Source organism: Paenibacillus amylolyticus (genome assembly GCF_047302515.1).
Classification (GTDB): domain Bacteria; phylum Bacillota; class Bacilli; order Paenibacillales; family Paenibacillaceae; genus Paenibacillus; species Paenibacillus amylolyticus_G.
Genome location: NZ_CP168019.1, coordinates 2,556,515 through 2,574,351, shown reverse-complemented (window position 1 = coordinate 2,574,351; position 17,837 = coordinate 2,556,515). Strand labels below are relative to the sequence as shown.

Genomic DNA, 17,837 nt, shown 5'->3' with positions numbered 1-17,837 from the left:
GGAGGAAAAGATGGATTTGATTTTCACGGCACGAAGTAGAGGGCAGGACACCGTGGAGTACACAGCATTGAATAAGCATGCTCTCAAGGCAGACGTAAAAGTAACAAGCGGGAACGGCAGTGCAGAAGACCCATGGCAAGCCGACATTCAGATTTACAACGAGGGCCAGAATGCCTGGGCAGGGGTTATTCATGTGGAAATGCCGTTGGACAAACAGAATCCGAGGTTTTTTTTGCCTGCATTTATGTATGGCCGCAACCGGGGCGAAGCACCCCAGAATGTTCCAAATGAGTTCCCCAGACTAAGGGAGGGCAGTCCTTCCCGCCCTTCATCACCCTGGTGGATGGTAAGAAGTGATCGTCTGTCTCATCCAGCTGCACTTATCTATGATGAAGGTCGGATTGTTGGTCTAAGCGCAAGTCCCTACTGGATCAATACGGGAAACCAGAAGCAGCAATGGTATCCAGGAATGGAAGGAACGTTTGTGCAATATGGGGGATTCACATGTTCTATTGAAAAGGGTACGGTCGGATATACGTTGGGATATGAGAATGCTCCGTTGTTATTTATCAAATCCAGACTTGTCCATGAGCGAGCTGCCCTTGGAGAAAACTGTTTTGAACTTGCGGCAGGTGAATCGGTTGGGCTCACACTTGAACTATATAACTACCAGTCTGAATCAGAACTGGGCATCAATCCTGCACTGGAAACAATCTATAAGAGGTATCACGAAAAACCAAGAGAAGGAAGTGACATTCAGACAACGGTAACGGATTTGTCCAATGCCATCTATGAGTATGCCTGGCTTCCGGAGGATCGTCATTATTCCACATTTGTATATGAAGATGCTGCTGAAACCGGTGGCTACCGATACAACAAAATTATCTCAATCAGTTGGACAAATGGTATGACCATAGCTGCTCCAATGCTTATGGCCGCACTGCGCTTGAATAATGAGCCTATGCGACAGCAGGCGTTATCCTGCATTAACAATATTATCGAGAATGCCATGAATCCCGAATCCGGACTTCCGTACGATGCCTATCAGGATGGGATATGGGGTGTTAAAGGCTGGTGGTTCGACGGCATGCGTACCCCAGGACATTCCTCATACCTTGTAGCTCAAGCGATGTTCTACATTCTGAAAAGCTACGATTATGAGAAGCACATTCGAAATGTGAGACACGATGATTGGCTTGCTTACGTCAAGCAAGTACTTGATCGTCTGGAGTGCACGAAAAATACGGATGGAGAATATCCCACCATTTTGTCAGAGCGGACCGGAGCAGGTCTTGAATATGATGCTTTTAGTGGAGTCTGGTGTCTTGCTGCCAAGGCATATTACTGTTGGTTAACCCATGATGAATCTTCTCTGGATGAGCTCAGACGCAGTGAAGCCCACTATTACAACACCTATGTGCAACACATGGAATGTTACGGCGCTCCACTGGATGCGGACAAGGCAGTGGATTCGGAAGGCATTCTGGCTTACATCAAAGCTGTTCGGTTTCTACACGCGTTGACCGGTGACGAGCTGTTTCTAGATCACATGAGAGATGCGATCAGTTATGAATTCAGCTTCAAATTTTGTTACAACTCTCCTATTAAGATTCCGCCTCTCAGTATATTAGGCTGGTCCAGTTCCGGGGGAAGTGTTACTTCAGTAGCTAATCCGCATATTCACCCCATGTCCAGCAATCTAGTGGATGAGCTGTTGTATTATGTTGGACAGCGGGACGAGAATTATGTTCGTCAACGCATGATGGATACCATCGGGTGGGGTTGTCAGACCTATAATCGTTATGATCAAGAATTCGGCTATGGCAAAAAAGGATGGATGTCTGAACGCTTCTGTCATTCGGAAGGACTGGTCACTGAAAAATATGCGGATGGTACACCAGCCAGCACCTGGTTTTGCCTGATGCCATGGGCCAGTGGATCGATCATCGAAGGCCTCGTTGGCGACTATTGGGATTATGCACGACATGAATGAATGTATTTTGCAATAACTACAACAGTCACCATATTAGATTCATTCCGCCGATAGGGAGAGATGCTACCGGCGGTTTATTTTCGTTGGAGGAAAGGGGACACACGAATGTTAAAAGTATTACTGGTAGATGACGAGATGTATGTACGAAAGGGGCTGTATGAACTCATAAATTGGATGGATCTTAATATGGAGATTATCGGAGAGGCAGAGAACGGTGCAGAGGCATTAAATCTGATTGAAAGCCTGCAACCAGACGTGATTATTACAGATATCCGTATGCCAATCCTCGATGGACTGGAACTTATACGTGCCGTAGAGAAAATGCCACATCTGGAACCTGTGTTCATTATCATCAGTGGTTATCATGACTTCAAATATGCACAGCAGGCAATCAGGTACGGTGTTCATGACTATATCCTGAAGCCTATTGATGATGAAGAACTGACGGCGACGTTGCAGAAGTCGGCAAAACTCATTTGCAATAAAAGAAAACATATTCTTTTGGCTGAGGGACAGGCCAGTAACATCATGCTGGAGGATGTGATCAAAGGCCATGTACAGGTGGAAGATGAACATCGATATGCCGAGATGCTTGGGATCAATCGTAACTCCAGTCTGCTCATGACTTTGATTGAACTTCAGACCGGATTAGATGCAATTAAAATTACGATCGAACAGCTACGTGAAGCAGTACATTCTCTCGAGAGTAATTTATGCAAAATGTTCATCAGTGAGCAACAACGCGGCACGTTTGCATTATTACTGTTGTGGCCTGATCATCATCAAGGGGGCTCGGCGTTACAGGATAAACTGCATAGTATTCATATAACAATGAGCAAAAGGTTCAATCTGGACATTGGCCTTTACGCTGGAACGCTCGTCAAAAAAATTGGGGATGTCCCACAATCCCTTGTGGCGGCTGAAGAAGCAGCCAAGCATAAATATGCAGAAACTAGTAGTGTCGTACGTTATACGGAGATCAAGGACAAACCGCTGTTTGTTTTCAATGTATACCAGGACGAGGTGGATCAATTAATTTTGAGCCTGGAAGAGGGGAATAGACCTGCTTACCACAAGATTGTAGAAGAGAAATTCATATTGTTTCATATGAATCGATTTTCTCCTCAGGCTGTATCGGGTTCTCTTTTGCGTTATATAACGGGTATTCTCGCTGTAGTCAACGAAATGGGTGGTAATGATGAAGGGTTACAGCAACTGAAGGAGCTTGCACAACAAAGTCATGACGGTTGGAATTTACGACTATTGAAGAATGCATTTCTCATCGCGCTGGAGGAAGCCGAGGAGTATGTCTCTCATCTGAGGATGGAGCGATCCAAAGGGGATATCAGCAAGATCAAACGATATATTGATGCAAATTATACCGAGAACATTAATCTCAAAAGCATTGCTGCGCTTTTCTATATGAATCCCGTTTATCTTGGACGGTTATTCCGCAAAAGCTACAATCAATATTTCAATGACTATCTGCTGAACCTGCGGATTCATGAGGCGAAGAAGTTATTACGCCAGACGGATCTGAGAATGTACGAGGTTGCTGCACGCGTAGGATTTCAGAATGCGGATTATTTCGTAACCCAGTTTGAGAAATTGGTTAAGTTATCGCCTACAGAGTATCGCAATCTCCTTATGGGAAATGAGCAGCGAGGTGCACAATGCCAAGATGGAACCTGAACTACATGAAGCTTCGAGATAAACTACTACTGATGTATGTCCTGTCCGTGTTTATTCCTATCGTTGTCACCAATGTGGTGTTCTACAATGTCACATCCGCCAATATTCGTAGTCAGAAAACTCGTGATGCCGGCATGGCACTGAACAATCTGAAGAACGATCTGCGGGTAACCATTGATCAGGGCGTCGGCCTCTCTTATTCGTTATATACTGACCCTGTATTCAACGACACCATTTCCCGTTCATTTCAAAGTCATTTTGAGTACATTGACGCTTATAATTCCTATCTAAAAGGGCAATTCTCCGGTCAATTGAATCAGGGGATTCGCTGGTATCAAGTGTATACCGATAATTCTACCATTTTATCTTCCGGTTATATTGATCGTTTGACTGACGTGGTCCGAAGCTCTAACTGGTACGTTCAATTTCAGGCATACTCTGCCCCTTATCCGGCACTGATCTCATCGGATCAGATGTTAAGTCTGGTTCAACGACTCGACAATCTGGACACTGGGGGGAGAGAGCAGTTACTTAAAATTGACCTGAATATGGATATGATCAAGCAGTATTTTCACAACAGCGGATTTGATGGAAAAGTGTATCTTCTTGATCCGGGGGGATACATCCAATTTTCAAATGATCCCACAGCGGAAGAAGCTCAGATAGGGAAACGTTACAGCGAGATCCAGTTCCCGAACAAAATGATTCCCTTTGAACTTACGTATACAGGTATTAATTATCTGGAAGGGTGGTCCCTGCAAGGGGTGATGGATGAAGAAATTGTGTTGAAGGAGGTGCGGAAGTCCCGTTCCTTCGTCGTATGGCTGGCTTGCATTAATTTTGTCCTGCCTTCTATTATCATCGCGGCGATGTCCAGAACTATCCATGTCAGGTTGGTGCGCATTCTAAAACATATGAAAAAAGTAAAAACACAGAATTTCCAGACGATTCCGCCTGAAGATGCAAGAGATGAAATAGGTCAACTTACGATGGAATTTAATCGAATGACCGAGACGATCCATAACCTGATTCATGAAGTATATCTCGCCGACATCCAAAAGAAAGACCTGGAGTTAAAGCAGCAGCAAGCACAGCTTCATGCGCTCCATAGTCAGATCAACCCACATTTTTTGTTTAATACGCTGGAGTCGGTACGTATGCGGAGCCTCATCAAAGGCGAGAAAGAGACTGCCAAAATCGTGCATAACATGGCCAAGATGTTCCGCAAGTCGATTAGTTGGAATCAGAATGATGTGACAGTGAAGGAAGAATTGGAACTCATCGAGAGTTTTTTGCAAATTCAAAAATACCGCTTTGGAGAAAAACTCCAATATACCATTGAGGCAGATCCTGCGGTACTGATGTACCGAATCCCCAAGATGGTTATCCTTCCCTTTGTTGAGAATGCAAGTATTCATGGAATTGAGTCATCTCCGGGTGTAGGTATCATTCAACTCTTCGTTTCGATGGAAAATGACCAGCTCCATATCAGACTAACGGATAACGGTATAGGGATGTCACACGCAAAATTGGAAGAGTTGTTAAGTTACCTGGATCAAAACACCGATATGGGAGAGCATGTTGGCATGAAAAATGCGTATAGTCGCTTAAAACTTTGTTATAAAAATCACTTTACATTCGACATCCAGACATGGGAAGGAGAAGGTACTCGTATCCAAATTAAGCTTCCACTTGATCCATCAGACATGCCAGGCGACTAAATATGAGGGATATACTTTTCAAAGTAGGAGGTACACTTTCATGGGTAACTTTGAAAGCGCTATCTTGATATATTGAGAAGGCTTAAAGACACAAACAATACGTTAAGGGGGCATTTGCTACATGTTTAGAAAAAAAAACATTATAACAGGTCTGGCCATTTTACTGGCTGTAACCCTGGCAGGTTGTAATAAAGCCAGCCCGGAAGCCTCTTATCCTGACAGTAATGACAACACCCCGGTCACCTTTAAATATTTCACGTTTGGCGGTGGCAAGAAGGACATTCTGGCAAGCAGCACGACCATTGGCAAGAAGCTACAGGAACAAACAGGCGTTGACTGGAAGATGGAATATCTGGTCGGCGACGGTGCAACCAAGGCAGGTGTAATGATTGCGAGTGGGGATTACCCTGACATCATCGACTCCAGTGGTGAAATGGCCAAATTGATGGATGCAGGATCTTTTATCCCGCTGGATGAACTGATCGATCAATACGGGCCTAACATCAAGCGGGTATACGGGTCTTATATGGACAAATTCAGACAGGAGGATGGAAAGATATACTTCTTGCCATACACTGCCAACATCGGTTATGTGTCAGAGCCTAATTTTCAGACCGGCTTTTATATTCAGCGTGCTGTGTTAAAAGAGTTTAACTACCCCAAGATCAAAACGCTGGACGAATATTTTGACTTGATTGAGCAATACAAGCAAAAGCATCCGCAGATCGATGGAAAAGAAACCATCGGCTTCGCCACACTTGCGGGTGAATCGGGCAGCTTTTTCACCCTGCTAAATCCGGCCATGCATCTAGCGGGTTATCCAAACGATGGCAGTGTGATGGTGGATATGCAGAGCCATGAAGCCAAACTGGTAGCCGGATCTGATTATCAGAAACAATGGATTCAGAAGTTGAGCGAGGTTAACACACAGGGGATGTTTGATCCCGAATCCTTCACAATGAACCAGGATCAGTATCTCGCCAAGTTGACGTCTGGTCGGGTGCTGGGATATTTCAGTTACTCCTGGCAGGTTGGAGACGCAACGAACAATCTCAAGAAGGCTGGTATTGACGATAAACGTTATGTATCTCTACCAATCGTATTTGATGACAGTGTCAAAGACCAGTATGTGGACCCGCCAGGTTTTGTGAACAACTATGGTGTCGGAATTACCGTAAATGCCAAAGATCCTGTGCGAATTATTAAATATTTTGATAATTTGCTCAAGGAAGAAAACCAGATTCTGGTTCAATGGGGTGTTGAGAACGAGACGTATAGTGTGAATGATGAGGGCCGCTTTTACTTTGAAAATGATGACCAACGCAAAGCACATGAAGATCCGGAATTAAGTCGTAAATTCGGCTTTGACTATTTTAATTACAGCTGGCCTCGTTACGGCAATAACTCCGTACTGGAGGATGGCAACGCCTATGGGCCGGGCAATCAACCAGAAGTGGCTACCTTTAGTTACACCGACGGAGATAAGCTTTTGTTAGAGAAATATGGTGTGGAGACATTCACAGAATTATTCAGCACGCCGGATGAGCGTCCTTGGTCTCCTGCTTGGTCCATTGCACTGGAGCAGGGCTCTCCTGAACAGATTTTTATCACCAAGGCAGAAGACCTCCAGAAGAAATATTTACCCAAAATGATTATGGATTCGCCTTCCACTTTCGAGAACACATGGAATGAATATATGAGTCAATTGAATCAACTCGACAAGAAAACATACGAAGCTACGATAACACAGGCCGTTAAGGATCGTGTAGCTGGCAAATGGTGAGTGTAATCCATAAGAGAAAACACGGAACGGGGGAATATTCACATGATAAAACCAAAATTTAGAACCGTGGGTTTAGCTGTATTACTAACAGCTTTGCTGGCTGGGTGCAGTCAGAACAGTTCGTCATCAGCGCCTTCAGCCACAGGTGATGATGAGAACAGTCCAGTCACGTTCTCGTATTACATGTTCTCTCCAGGCAAGAAGGATGTTCTGGCAAGCGAAACAACCATCGGTAAAGCGTTGCAAGAGCAGACGGGTGTGGACTGGAAGATGGAATATCTGGTAGGTGATAGTGCTACAAAAGCCGGTGTCATGATTGCCAGTGGAGACTATCCTGATGTCATTAGCTCCAGTGGTGAGATGTCCAAGTTACTGGATGCCGGTGCCTATATTCCGCTGGATGATCTGATTGAGGAATACGGTCCTAATATCAAAAGGGTGTATGGACCATATTTCGATAAAATGAAAAATGCCGAAGATGGAAAAATCTATGCGCTGCCTTATACGGCTAATCAGGGTGAGTATTCAGGTAGTCCAAATGTGGGCGGAGGGGCTTTCTGGATTCAACGCTCTGTGCTCAAAGAGTTTGATTATCCCAAGATCACTACACTGGATGAATATTTTGATCTAATTCAGGATTATAAGGAAAAACATCCAACTGTCGACGGTGCAGACACAATCGGATTTGTGTCACTTGCGGGTGTGGCTAATAACTTCTTCACACTGCAAAATCCAGCGATGCATCTTGCCGGTTATCCGAACGATGGCAGTGTCATGGTCGACATGACTACCCATGAAGCAAAAGTTGTCGCCGGAACAGATGCCCAGAAAAAATGGATTCAGAAGTTAAATGAGATCAATGCTCAAGGCATGCTTGATCCGGAATCCTTTACGATGAACAAAGACCAGTATTTGGCCAAGCTGACTTCGGGTCGTGTGTTAGGATACTTCAATTATGGCTGGCAGGTTGGAGACGCGTCGAAAAACCTGCTCTCGGCAGGCATTGATGAGAAACGTTATGCACCACTTCCGATTGTGTTTGATGAAGGAATTAAGGATCAGTATGTTGATCCTCCGGGCTTTGTCAACAACTATGCAACAGGCATCTCGGTGAATGCCGAAGACCCTGTTCGTATCATCAAATATTTCGATAATTTGCTGAAGGAAGAGAATCAGGTTCTAGTGCAATGGGGAATCAAGGACGAGACGTACAGTGTGGATGAAAAGGGACGATTCTATTTTGCAAATGAGGATCAACGCAAAGTCCATGATGATCTGGAGCTGAGCCGTAAATTCGGGTTCACCTACTTCGGATCAGACTGGCCGCGATATGGCGGTGAATCTACACTTACCGATGGTAATGCTTATAGCCCTGGCAACCAGCCAGAAGTAGCCGCTGCATCTTACACCGAGGGAGACAATAAGTTCCTTGAAGCCTACGGTATCCAAACCTTTAGTGAATTATTTAACAAACCGGAAGAGCGGCCATGGTTCCCCGCATGGTCCATCGCCCTTGAACAAGGATCACCTGAACAGATCTTCACTACCAAATCGGATGATCTGCAGCGTAAATATTTACCGGAAATGATATTGGGGGCACCATCGAATTTTGATAAGCTGTGGGATGCCTACATGGCTGAATTGAACAAATTGGACAAAGCTGGTTATGAAGCGACCATTACCAAAGTTGTGAAGGATCGTGTAGCAGGAAAATGGTAATACGAACACTTTAAGTGCGTGTTCAATAAGACCGGTTTTCAGTACCAAGAAGATGGGATGAAGCTAGAAATGGAGTAGCGGAGCGTAGGGAAAACTACGTGAGCAACGGACATTTCGGCTGAATTCCATATTCGATGCTGATGATGCCGCAAGGCGTCTTTCGTAATCAAAAGCGGACTTTTTGAACAACCTCTTTAAAACAAACTGTTACATGCGCAGGAGAAGACGAAAGAGCATAAACTCCGGCTTCTCCTCGCATGAATAACAGCACAGGAAAGGAGCAGGTTCACCGTGGAGAAACCTAATGTCTCCCTTAACTCGATGCCTCCAGCCTCGAGTCCGAAGGGAACCAGAGCACACTCGTTCTTTAAGCGACTTGTGCAGCAACGAACGCTTGCCTGGATGTGTATTCCTTTTGTCATCTGGGCTTTTATCTTCAAGTACCTGCCGTTATGGGGATGGACCATGGCTTTTCAGAATTTCAAACCGGCGAGGTCCTTCTCCGATCAGCAGTGGGTAGGCTGGCATCACTTTAGTATCTTGTTTGAGGACAATACCTTCTACCGGGTGTTGCGAAATACACTTGTCATGAGTTCCATTAAATTGGTGTTGGGATTTGTGACAGCAATTACACTGGCCCTTTTGTTGAATGAGTTGAAAAATGTCATATTTAAACGTTTTGTGCAAACCGTCAGTTATCTGCCTCACTTTATCTCGTGGGTTGTTGCTTCCAGCATTGTATTAACAGTCCTGTCACCAGACGGAATTATCAATCTGCTGCTGATGAAGCTTCACCTGATTGACAGTCCGGTACTATGGATGGGGAAAGGTGAATACTTCTGGGGTATTCTGGGGGCAACTGAGGTCTGGAAAGATGTCGGGTGGAACACCATTATCTATCTGGCAGCGATTACGGCAATTGACCCTGCGCAATATGAGGCTGCAGAGATTGATGGAGCCAGTCGCTTCAAACGGATGTTATATATCACCCTGCCTGGCTTGAAACCGGTTATTGTGATCTTGTTGATCATGAACATGGGAAGTATTCTTGAATCCGGATTCGAACCACAATATCTACTGGGTAACGGGATGAATATGGACTATTCGGAGAATCTGGACATCTTTGTACTGAAATATGGATTAGGGATGGGGAACTTTTCCTTAGGTACAGCAGCTGGCATATTCAAAACGGTGGTCAGCTTCATCTTCCTTTTCTCAGCGAACTATATAGCGAAAAAAATGGGAGAGAGCAGACTATTCTAAAAGGAGGCCTATGCCATGCGTAAAGGAAACACATCCCGCTTGCGGAATAGCAGCACCGGGGATCGAGCGTTTGACACCTTTAACATCATCTTCATGATATGTCTGATGATTGTGACGATTTATCCCTTTGTTAATATGATTGCCGTATCCTTCAATAATGCAAACGATGCCATTCGGGGTGGAATATATCTATGGCCTCGTGTATGGACACTGGACAACTACAAATACATTTTTGGAGAATCCGATATTTATCACGCAACTCTGATCTCGGCGCTGCGTACGGTCATTGGAACCGTGGTGTCCGTCTTCTGTACAGCCATGCTCGCGTATACGGTTAGTCGTCAGGAATTTGTGCTTCGCAAGTTTGTTACGATGTTTTTTGTATTCACCATGTATTTCAGCGGGGGGTTGATCCCCGGTTATCTTCTGATTCGAGACCTTGGATTGATCGGTTCCTTCTGGGTATATATCATTCCGGGTGTAATTGGAGTCTTCAATATGATTGTTATCCGTTCATTTATTGAAGGTCTTCCTGAAGGCATTCTGGAGTCAGCCCGTATTGACGGGGCAGGGGAGTTCACGACATTTATCCGCGTTGTCCTGCCGCTAACGATTCCCGCAATGGCAACCGTATCACTCTTTGTAGCTGTGGGACAATGGAATTCCTGGTTCGATGTATTCCTGTACAACTCTTCCAATAAAGAATTAAGCACATTGCAATATGAGTTGATGAAGATTCTGCAAACTTCAACGACCTCAGCGACTTCATCAGCAAGTGATGCTTATCAGTCTGCCGAAAGCAATGCAACGGCGGTCACACCAACCTCGATTCGAGCGACCATGACCATTATTGCAAGTGTTCCTATTCTGATGGTGTACCCGTTCTTACAGAAATACTTTGTCCAGGGTATGACGATTGGCGGTGTAAAGGGTTAGTCATGACCTGAATATAATTTCATTGAACTTATGAAAACGCAACAAACTATACCGTAGTAACGTCTATTCATCCATAGAATACAACAGGAGTGAAACAAATGCATGTAAAATGGATGACGATTATTGGTGCCGTTGTTGGCTCTATGCTTATAGGGGTGGGAACGGCAGCTGCGGAAGAAACGTTTGTTGATCTAAAGTATTCAAAGTGGGCAGAGGATGGCATCACGTATATGGCGAAACGGGGAACAGTAGCCGGATACGGCAATGGGATCTTCAAGCCAGAGGCACTTGTGACAAGGGCACAAGCTGTCACTTTTATGGTGCGCGAGCTCTATTCAGATCAGCTTCAAAGAGCAGTGGAAGGCACAACTTATTCCGATGTTCCAACTACACATCCTTTCCATCGAGAAATCATGATAGCTGCTAAAAATGGACTTGCAAGTGGTTTTCCTAACGGAACTTTCCGTCCGGACGCACCACTTAGCCGCGCAGAGACTGCGGCCTTCCTTACACGGGCATATGCACTCGTGGAAGGTAAGAACGCCGCAAAATGGACAGACACGGACAGGCATTGGGCAGCAGCACCCATTCTTATTATGAGTTCAAACGGCTTGGTCGGCGGTTATTCAGATGCCACCTTCCGTCCGAATCAAGCTGTCACGCGTGCTGAATATGCCGTATTTATGGCGAGAGTAATTCGCTTCGAACGTGAAGCGGCCATTCGGACACAAGATTGGGACAAACTGATATCCTATATGACGGTAAGTGAGCAAGTTGGTCAGATGCTTATGCCTGACATTAGGCAATGGAATGGTAAGGCGACAACGACCGTTAATGAGGGGCTGAAACGCACGATCCATGATCAGGACTTGGGCGGACTTATTCTTTTTGACAAAAATATTGTAGACGTGACGCAGCTTACAACGTTCACACATGATATACAAAGAGAAGCAGGTGACATTCCTCTATTTCTTAGCATCGACCAAGAAGGAGGCGTTATTAAGCGAATACCAGGCGGTACGAACCTGCCAGGTCAAATGGCGCTTGGCGCAACTGGAGATGCAACACTAGCCGAAGCAGCTGGTCAGCTGACAGGGGAGGAGCTGAAGGCACTGGGATTGCAGATTAATTTTGCGCCAGTGCTGGACATCAACAGCAATCCAGATAACCCCATCATTGGTATACGGTCGTTTGGCTCGGAGGCGGATTTGGTGACACGGCTTGGTCTGGCAACAATAAAAGGGCTACAGCAATCAGGGGTGATGGCGGCAGTTAAGCATTTTCCGGGACATGGAGATACAACGGTAGATTCCCATCTTGGTATGCCTGTGCTTGCCCATAACCGAGAACGGCTTGATGCGGTAGAATTAAAACCGTTTCGGGCTGCAATCAAAAATGATGTGGAGATGATTATGACCGCACATATTGCTTTCCCTGCCATAGACAACGAACATGTCACTTCGCTCAAAGACGGTGAACGTGTGCCGATTCCTGCCACCTTATCAAAAAAGGTACTGACAGGACTTCTTCGCGGAGAGCTTGGATACGAAGATCTCATTGTGTCGGATGCCTTTACCATGAATGCAATTGCGGAGCATTTTGGGGAGAATCAATCGGTAGAACGCGCCGTTTCCGCAGGGGTTGATATCATCCTTATGCCAAAAGATTCAGCAGCGGCCCATCAAACGCTGGTGAAAGCGGTGAACAATGGAACGATCAAGGATGCAACCATACATGCATCTGTGAAACGTATCTTGGAGATGAAAGCGAAATATGGTTTATTTGAACGCAGTCAAACCCTTGCGCAAAAGCTAACTCAGCTTAACGGTATCATCGGATCGAAAGCGCACCGAGCAGTGGAGCAGACAATCGCAGAGCGGGCGGTCACTGTTCTCAGCAGTCGCGAAGGTGTACTTCCTGATCCAATGAAGCAAGGTGACCGGGTTGTTATTGTCGCAGCCGAGCAGGAACAGGCAAAACAGCTTGAGAAACAACTGTTGCAAGCCGCTAATAATCTGTCGTTAAAAACTGAAATATCACTTGTTGGTCAAGGCAAAACGAATGAAACACTTCAGGCGATTGGCAAGGCCGATTACGTTATTCTTGCTTCTTACCAATTCCGCAATGTGGCCAGCCAGTTCGGTTGGAGTGAGTATCAAACCTTGATTAATGCGATGAACAAGAGTAATCAGCGATACACGCTGTTCTCACTCGGTAACCCATACGAGATGATCTATTTGCAGAACGTGCGCTCAGGGCTTGCTGTGTATGGAAAGCAGGAACCAAATACGTCTGCCGGGATCAAAGTATTGCTTGGTCAACTGAAAGCGGGAGGACAGTTGCCCGTACTAACGGATTAACGCTTAATTAATGAAAAAAAAAACGGATTCCAGCATACGGAATCCGTTTTTTATTTCAAACTTTTGTTTTATCGATCCATCCACCATGCCATCACTCGGGTATTTCTTCACTACAAACAAAATGGAGCAGCATCTTCACAAATTGCTCCGTCATCCGCATATCCAATGAATTATCATGAGCAGCACGAATAGTTACCATGCGCTGGAGCATGCCCATCATCGTTGTGAAGATAAACTGAGCCAGATCCAGCGGAGGAGATGGGTTCTTAATACTACCGTCAACAACGCCTTGGGATAAAGCGCCCATCAGGAAATGATTTTCTTTCCCGTTCTGGTTAAACTTATCATACTCTTCTCTTAATTCAGGGCTAAAATCATACATCTCATAGTTGATATCAAATAATTGAATAAACCGGATGTAATCTGGATGATTCTCGGCATAAACAACCCATGCATTCAACATGACCCTAAGTTGTTCCCGCCCGTTCAAGTCCTTCGTTGAAGCACGGCTAACCTCATCCGTTAAATGTTCGATCAGTTGCATCTGAATGGCTAGAAGAAGCTCATCCATAGACTGAAAATGTTTATAAAAGGTCACTCTACTAAGTTCAGCTTTCGTACATACATCCTTAATCTTCACCTGGAGCAATCCATATTTCAAAAAAAGCTCCTTACCTGCTGCAATCAAATCATCACGATGTTTATTTCCCAATTGTTGATGCCAGTTTTCATTCACTTGTATACAATTGTCCTTTCTTCGAACGAAATGCGTTCAAGGTCAGTCCGAGAGAAGCTAGCAGCATAATTGCACCAAAAATATACGGGAAGTTTATGTTTTTGTCAAACAATAGTCCTGCGATCAGCGGGCCAATCACCGTGCCGAGACTGGAAAATGTAGTATTCAGACCCGATGCATAACCTTGCCGATCTCCTGCATTTTTGGATATTAACGTGCTGACCGAAGGCCGCAAAAACGAATTAAAGGCAAAGAATAACGCAGAAGCGAACAACAGAAACACAAGGTTGACCTTAATTAACATTAACAATAAAGCTATGGGTGTGACTATTAAAGATAGACGGATCAACTTAACTTCACCGATTCTCTGTACGAACCAATCCAAAAGCCAGATCTGCACAACGATACCGATAATCGCGCCCAAGGTAATAATGATGGAGATTGTTGCAGCGTCGAATCCGTATTTTTGCTCTGCAAAAAGAGCGAATACCGTCTCATAACTCATGAGGCCAAAGGTCATGACAAGCAACACTATCAAGTATTTGAAATAGGGGACTTTAAAAGAACTCCAGATTTTCTTGCCCAAGTGATCTCCCTTTTGAAGACGGATGGAGACTGTTCTTTTCTCGGGGGGAAGTGTCTCAGGCAATAGCAGCGTCATTAGGGCCGCAATCAGTCCCAGACCCGCTGCGAAGAAATAGGGCATGCGAATGCCCATCTCGGCAATGAGCCCGCCCAGACCAGGTCCCAGAACCATCCCCAAGTTCATAGCTGCGCCGAAATATCCCATGCCTTTTGCACGTGTCTCTGGCGTTGTAATATCAGCGACATAGGCAAGGTTGGCAGGAACCATTAAACCAAGACTGATTCCACCGATAAACCGTCCGACATAGAGGAACGGCAATGACGACGACAGCGCAAATATGATATCTGAAATGACAGACAGAAACATACCTGCGATAATCAACTTTTTGCGTCCAAATCGATCAGACAGTTGTCCCCCGAGAGGTGAAAAGAAGAATTGAGCGGCACCGAAGGCTGCAACTAAAAATCCTGCGACAGTACCTCCCGCATGAAAAAGCTTCAAATACTCCGGCAATATGGGGATGAGCATCCCTTGCCCCAATAAAGCGATAAACAGATTTAACATCAGAATGAACAGTGGAAAGCGAACTGATTTTGGTAATGTACTCATGTACGTCATTAACCCCTTCATTTACAACTTGTTAACCTTTACATTGTGTAAACCATTTTAAATGATTTGAAGGAATTATGTAAATCTTTTTTTTAGTGAGTAGAGTTATAATTGAATTCATATGGAGGTGGGAACACGTGAAATTAGAGGAATTGTTTACGGTACGTGTGAACATCGAAGAATCATTTGATTTACAGAATAGCGAAGATGATTCGGTTGTTATGATTACTTTTACAGGCAGCGTAACCGGAAAGTACTTTGAGGGAATTGTGCTGGGTGGAGGAGTGGATACGCAGATCATCGGGAAGAATGGTGACCCGCATACGCTATCGGCAAGATACATGCTCCAAGGTACCGACAACACAGGTAATTCCTGCAAAATTTATATCGAAAATAACGGAAATATTGATAAAACGCTGAAAACTGCTTTATTTCGCACTTCTCCCAAAATGATTACAGACAGCAAAGCCTTATCCTTCTTGAACCGTGAGACACTTGTTGGAGAAGGTCATCCGACGGAGTCAGGGATAGATATAAAAATATATAGGGCGCTATGATAATGCTAGACATGTGATAACTATTTTGTTCATGTGTCTCGGAGCAAGATAGCATGTTATGCTGATTCAGAGTCGCTAAATAAGCGGCTCTTTTTGTCGTATGAGACTTTACGTCAATATTTATATGTATTCTTTTACAATTAATTAACATAGGATGGATACGGCGCAGACACTTCTCACCTATAGTATGATGAGCGAAAATAAACCAAAATCAGGCGGAATAAGGAGAAAACTAATCAATATGATGATCAAAAAAATCGGGATTTCAGTAGCATCACTCGCCATCTTAACGTCTGTAAGTGTGTTTGACGTATATGGCGCAGGCTCCAAACGCATGATCGAAGTGTCCGAACAATCGGCTAACGTGGTTGTGAACGGTCAAAGGGTGGAAGGCGAATCATTTCTCTACAATGGGGTTACTTATGTACCTGCAAGAGCGATTGGTGAAGCCTTGGGGCAAAAGGTAGACTGGGATAACAACACCCAATCAGTGTTTGTTGGACAAAAAATGAACGATCAGCAGGGGTATCGCGGTACCAAAACGCCGTATCCTTTTAAAGAAACAAGTTATACAAAAGCTCCTAGTGGATATGAACCCATATTTATTAACTACATAGGGAGACATGGTTCCAGACATCTATCCAGTTCCAAGTACGACAAGACGTTATTTGAACTGCTCGACATCGCTGAAAAGGACGGGCAGATCACTAATCTGGGCAAAGAGCTGAAGAAGGAAATTGGCAATCTGATGAAGGTTGAAAAAGATCATTATGGATTGTTATCCACTACGGGTGGAGAAGAACTGAAAGGAATAGGGGCCAGAGTTGGGCAGAATTTCAAAGAACTATTTACATCGGATAAAAAAGTGATAGCACAAGCGACTTTCAAAGATCGAACGCCGCAGAGCAGAGATCAGTTTATTGACGGGTTAAAGGAAAGCTTGGGAGATAATAAGGTAGACATTCTGGCTTCAGCCTTTGAAGAAGGGAAAGACCCCTATCTACGGCCCTACGACTTGGCTACGAAGTATAACGAGTACGTAGAAGATGGAGACTGGGTTAAGTTATACGAGGATTATGTCACACAGAGCACTGGAACGCATTATGCAAAAGAGGTCCTTTTGCAATTTTTCTCTGATGACTTCTATCAACGGCTGAACGCTGAAGAGTTTGAACTGAAGGATGAGAAGGGAAAAGTGAAGCTCAGCAACCCAACCGAGACTGCTTCTAATCTATATGAACTGTACATCATTTCTTCGAATATAAAAGGAGAAGGTGACTTCGAATTCGGGCGGTATTTCACGGCTAATCAGTTGAAATGGTACGAGAGCGTTGACAATATCAATGATTTCTATGAAAAAGGTCCATCTTTAACATCAACGGATCTGCCGCAAAATATCATTGCACCTCTGGTCAAAGAGTTAATCGTGTCTACCGACCAGTCCATTCAGCAAAAAGACACGGCTGGTATATTTCGTTTTGCTCACGCAGAAACCATCATTCCACTATCTTCATTCCTGGATATCGCAGGAGCTAATGTGAGTATCGACAAACCGCAGGACGTGACCCAAAACTGGAATGGCTCGGTTATCTCACCGATGGGAGCAAATATCCAATGGATTCTGTATTCCAATGGTAAGGATGTTCTCGTGAAAATGCTTAGAAATGAAGAAGAGATCGCGTTCCCGATTGAAACAAAGACCTATCCGTACTATAAATGGGAAGATGTAAAAGCATATTACCAAAACAAACTGCAGAAGGTAGGCGTAAGCTTGGACAGCAGTTTGGAAGACAACATTGAGCTTTTACAGAAGAAATTCTAGTTGGTTGGATGAAGAAAGCAACTCCTTTTCATGGAGCTGCTTTCTTTTTTTGCATTTTGA

General features: G+C 44.5%; 12 protein-coding genes. 10 read left to right on the top strand and 2 right to left on the bottom strand.

What is annotated here, in order from left to right:
• Nucleotides 1-10 precede the first annotated feature (10 nt).
• From ACDJ59_RS10965 to ACDJ59_RS10930, 8 genes are all read left to right on the top strand, one after another.
• Complete coding sequence (locus ACDJ59_RS10965; RefSeq protein WP_413408869.1) at nucleotides 11-1,993, top strand: hypothetical protein; 1,983 nt, start codon at nucleotides 11-13, stop codon at nucleotides 1,991-1,993.
• Between the two features lie 105 nt (nucleotides 1,994-2,098).
• Complete coding sequence (locus tag ACDJ59_RS10960; RefSeq protein WP_413408868.1) at nucleotides 2,099-3,685, top strand: response regulator transcription factor; 1,587 nt, start codon at nucleotides 2,099-2,101, stop codon at nucleotides 3,683-3,685.
• Complete coding sequence (locus ACDJ59_RS10955) at nucleotides 3,667-5,406, top strand: sensor histidine kinase (RefSeq protein WP_413408867.1); 1,740 nt, start codon at nucleotides 3,667-3,669, stop codon at nucleotides 5,404-5,406. The genes ACDJ59_RS10960 and ACDJ59_RS10955 overlap by 19 nt, the downstream gene beginning before the upstream one ends.
• 121 nt (nucleotides 5,407-5,527) lie before the next feature.
• A complete protein-coding gene (locus ACDJ59_RS10950) occupies nucleotides 5,528-7,189 on the top strand; it encodes an ABC transporter substrate-binding protein (protein WP_413408866.1) in 1,662 nt (553 codons plus the stop codon).
• 42 nt (nucleotides 7,190-7,231) lie between these two features.
• A complete protein-coding gene (locus ACDJ59_RS10945; RefSeq protein ID WP_413408865.1) occupies nucleotides 7,232-8,908 on the top strand; it encodes an ABC transporter substrate-binding protein in 1,677 nt (558 codons plus the stop codon).
• 321 nt (nucleotides 8,909-9,229) lie between these two features.
• Nucleotides 9,230-10,171: an ABC transporter permease gene (locus ACDJ59_RS10940; protein WP_051153902.1), complete on the top strand. Its 942-nt coding sequence runs from the start codon at nucleotides 9,230-9,232 to the stop codon at nucleotides 10,169-10,171.
• Nucleotides 10,172-10,186: 15 nt separating this feature from the next.
• A complete protein-coding gene (locus ACDJ59_RS10935) occupies nucleotides 10,187-11,107 on the top strand; it encodes a carbohydrate ABC transporter permease (protein ID WP_315935434.1) in 921 nt (306 codons plus the stop codon).
• 98 nt (nucleotides 11,108-11,205) lie between these two features.
• Nucleotides 11,206-13,467 carry a glycoside hydrolase family 3 N-terminal domain-containing protein gene (locus ACDJ59_RS10930; protein WP_413408864.1) on the top strand — a complete coding sequence of 754 codons (2,262 nt, stop codon included), beginning with the start codon at nucleotides 11,206-11,208 and terminating at the stop codon, nucleotides 13,465-13,467.
• Nucleotides 13,468-13,558: 91 nt separating this feature from the next.
• Here the strand turns inward: ACDJ59_RS10930 and ACDJ59_RS10925 are convergent, their stop codons facing one another.
• Together ACDJ59_RS10925 and ACDJ59_RS10920 are read right to left on the bottom strand one after the other, a co-directional pair.
• Nucleotides 13,559-14,203: a TetR/AcrR family transcriptional regulator gene (locus tag ACDJ59_RS10925; protein WP_413408863.1), complete on the bottom strand. Its 645-nt coding sequence runs from the start codon at nucleotides 14,201-14,203 to the stop codon at nucleotides 13,559-13,561.
• Nucleotides 14,196-15,398, bottom strand: a complete 1,203-nt coding sequence (locus tag ACDJ59_RS10920; protein ID WP_413408862.1) for an MFS transporter — start codon at nucleotides 15,396-15,398, stop codon at nucleotides 14,196-14,198. Before ACDJ59_RS10920 ends, ACDJ59_RS10925 begins: the two co-directional genes overlap by 8 nt.
• Nucleotides 15,399-15,535: 137 nt before the next feature.
• On the opposite strand from ACDJ59_RS10920, the gene ACDJ59_RS10915 reads away from it, so the two are divergent.
• Together ACDJ59_RS10915 and ACDJ59_RS10910 are read left to right on the top strand one after the other, a co-directional pair.
• Nucleotides 15,536-15,955 carry a DUF3237 domain-containing protein gene (locus tag ACDJ59_RS10915; RefSeq protein ID WP_413408861.1) on the top strand — a complete coding sequence of 140 codons (420 nt, stop codon included), beginning with the start codon at nucleotides 15,536-15,538 and terminating at the stop codon, nucleotides 15,953-15,955.
• 241 nt (nucleotides 15,956-16,196) lie between these two features.
• Nucleotides 16,197-17,777, top strand: a complete 1,581-nt coding sequence (locus ACDJ59_RS10910; RefSeq protein ID WP_413408860.1) for a histidine-type phosphatase — start codon at nucleotides 16,197-16,199, stop codon at nucleotides 17,775-17,777.
• Nucleotides 17,778-17,837: the final 60 nt, after the last annotated feature.

Excerpts from the sequence above, each read along its gene's own strand:
- ACDJ59_RS10950 (WP_413408866.1), top strand. The coding sequence starts at position 5,528 with ATGTTTAGAAAAAAAAACATTATAACAGGTCTGGCCATTTTACTGGCT.
- ACDJ59_RS10910 (WP_413408860.1), top strand. The coding sequence starts at position 16,197 with ATGATGATCAAAAAAATCGGGATTTCAGTAGCATCACTCGCCATCTTA.
- ACDJ59_RS10960 (WP_413408868.1), top strand. The coding sequence starts at position 2,099 with ATGTTAAAAGTATTACTGGTAGATGACGAGATGTATGTACGAAAGGGG.
- ACDJ59_RS10935 (WP_315935434.1), top strand. The coding sequence starts at position 10,187 with ATGCGTAAAGGAAACACATCCCGCTTGCGGAATAGCAGCACCGGGGAT.
- ACDJ59_RS10965 (WP_413408869.1), top strand. The coding sequence starts at position 11 with ATGGATTTGATTTTCACGGCACGAAGTAGAGGGCAGGACACCGTGGAG.
- ACDJ59_RS10940 (WP_051153902.1), top strand. The coding sequence starts at position 9,230 with ATGCCTCCAGCCTCGAGTCCGAAGGGAACCAGAGCACACTCGTTCTTT.
- ACDJ59_RS10920 (WP_413408862.1), bottom strand. The coding sequence starts at position 15,398 with ATGAGTACATTACCAAAATCAGTTCGCTTTCCACTGTTCATTCTGATG.
- ACDJ59_RS10945 (WP_413408865.1), top strand. The coding sequence starts at position 7,232 with ATGATAAAACCAAAATTTAGAACCGTGGGTTTAGCTGTATTACTAACA.
- ACDJ59_RS10930 (WP_413408864.1), top strand. The coding sequence starts at position 11,206 with ATGCATGTAAAATGGATGACGATTATTGGTGCCGTTGTTGGCTCTATG.
- ACDJ59_RS10955 (WP_413408867.1), top strand. The coding sequence starts at position 3,667 with ATGCCAAGATGGAACCTGAACTACATGAAGCTTCGAGATAAACTACTA.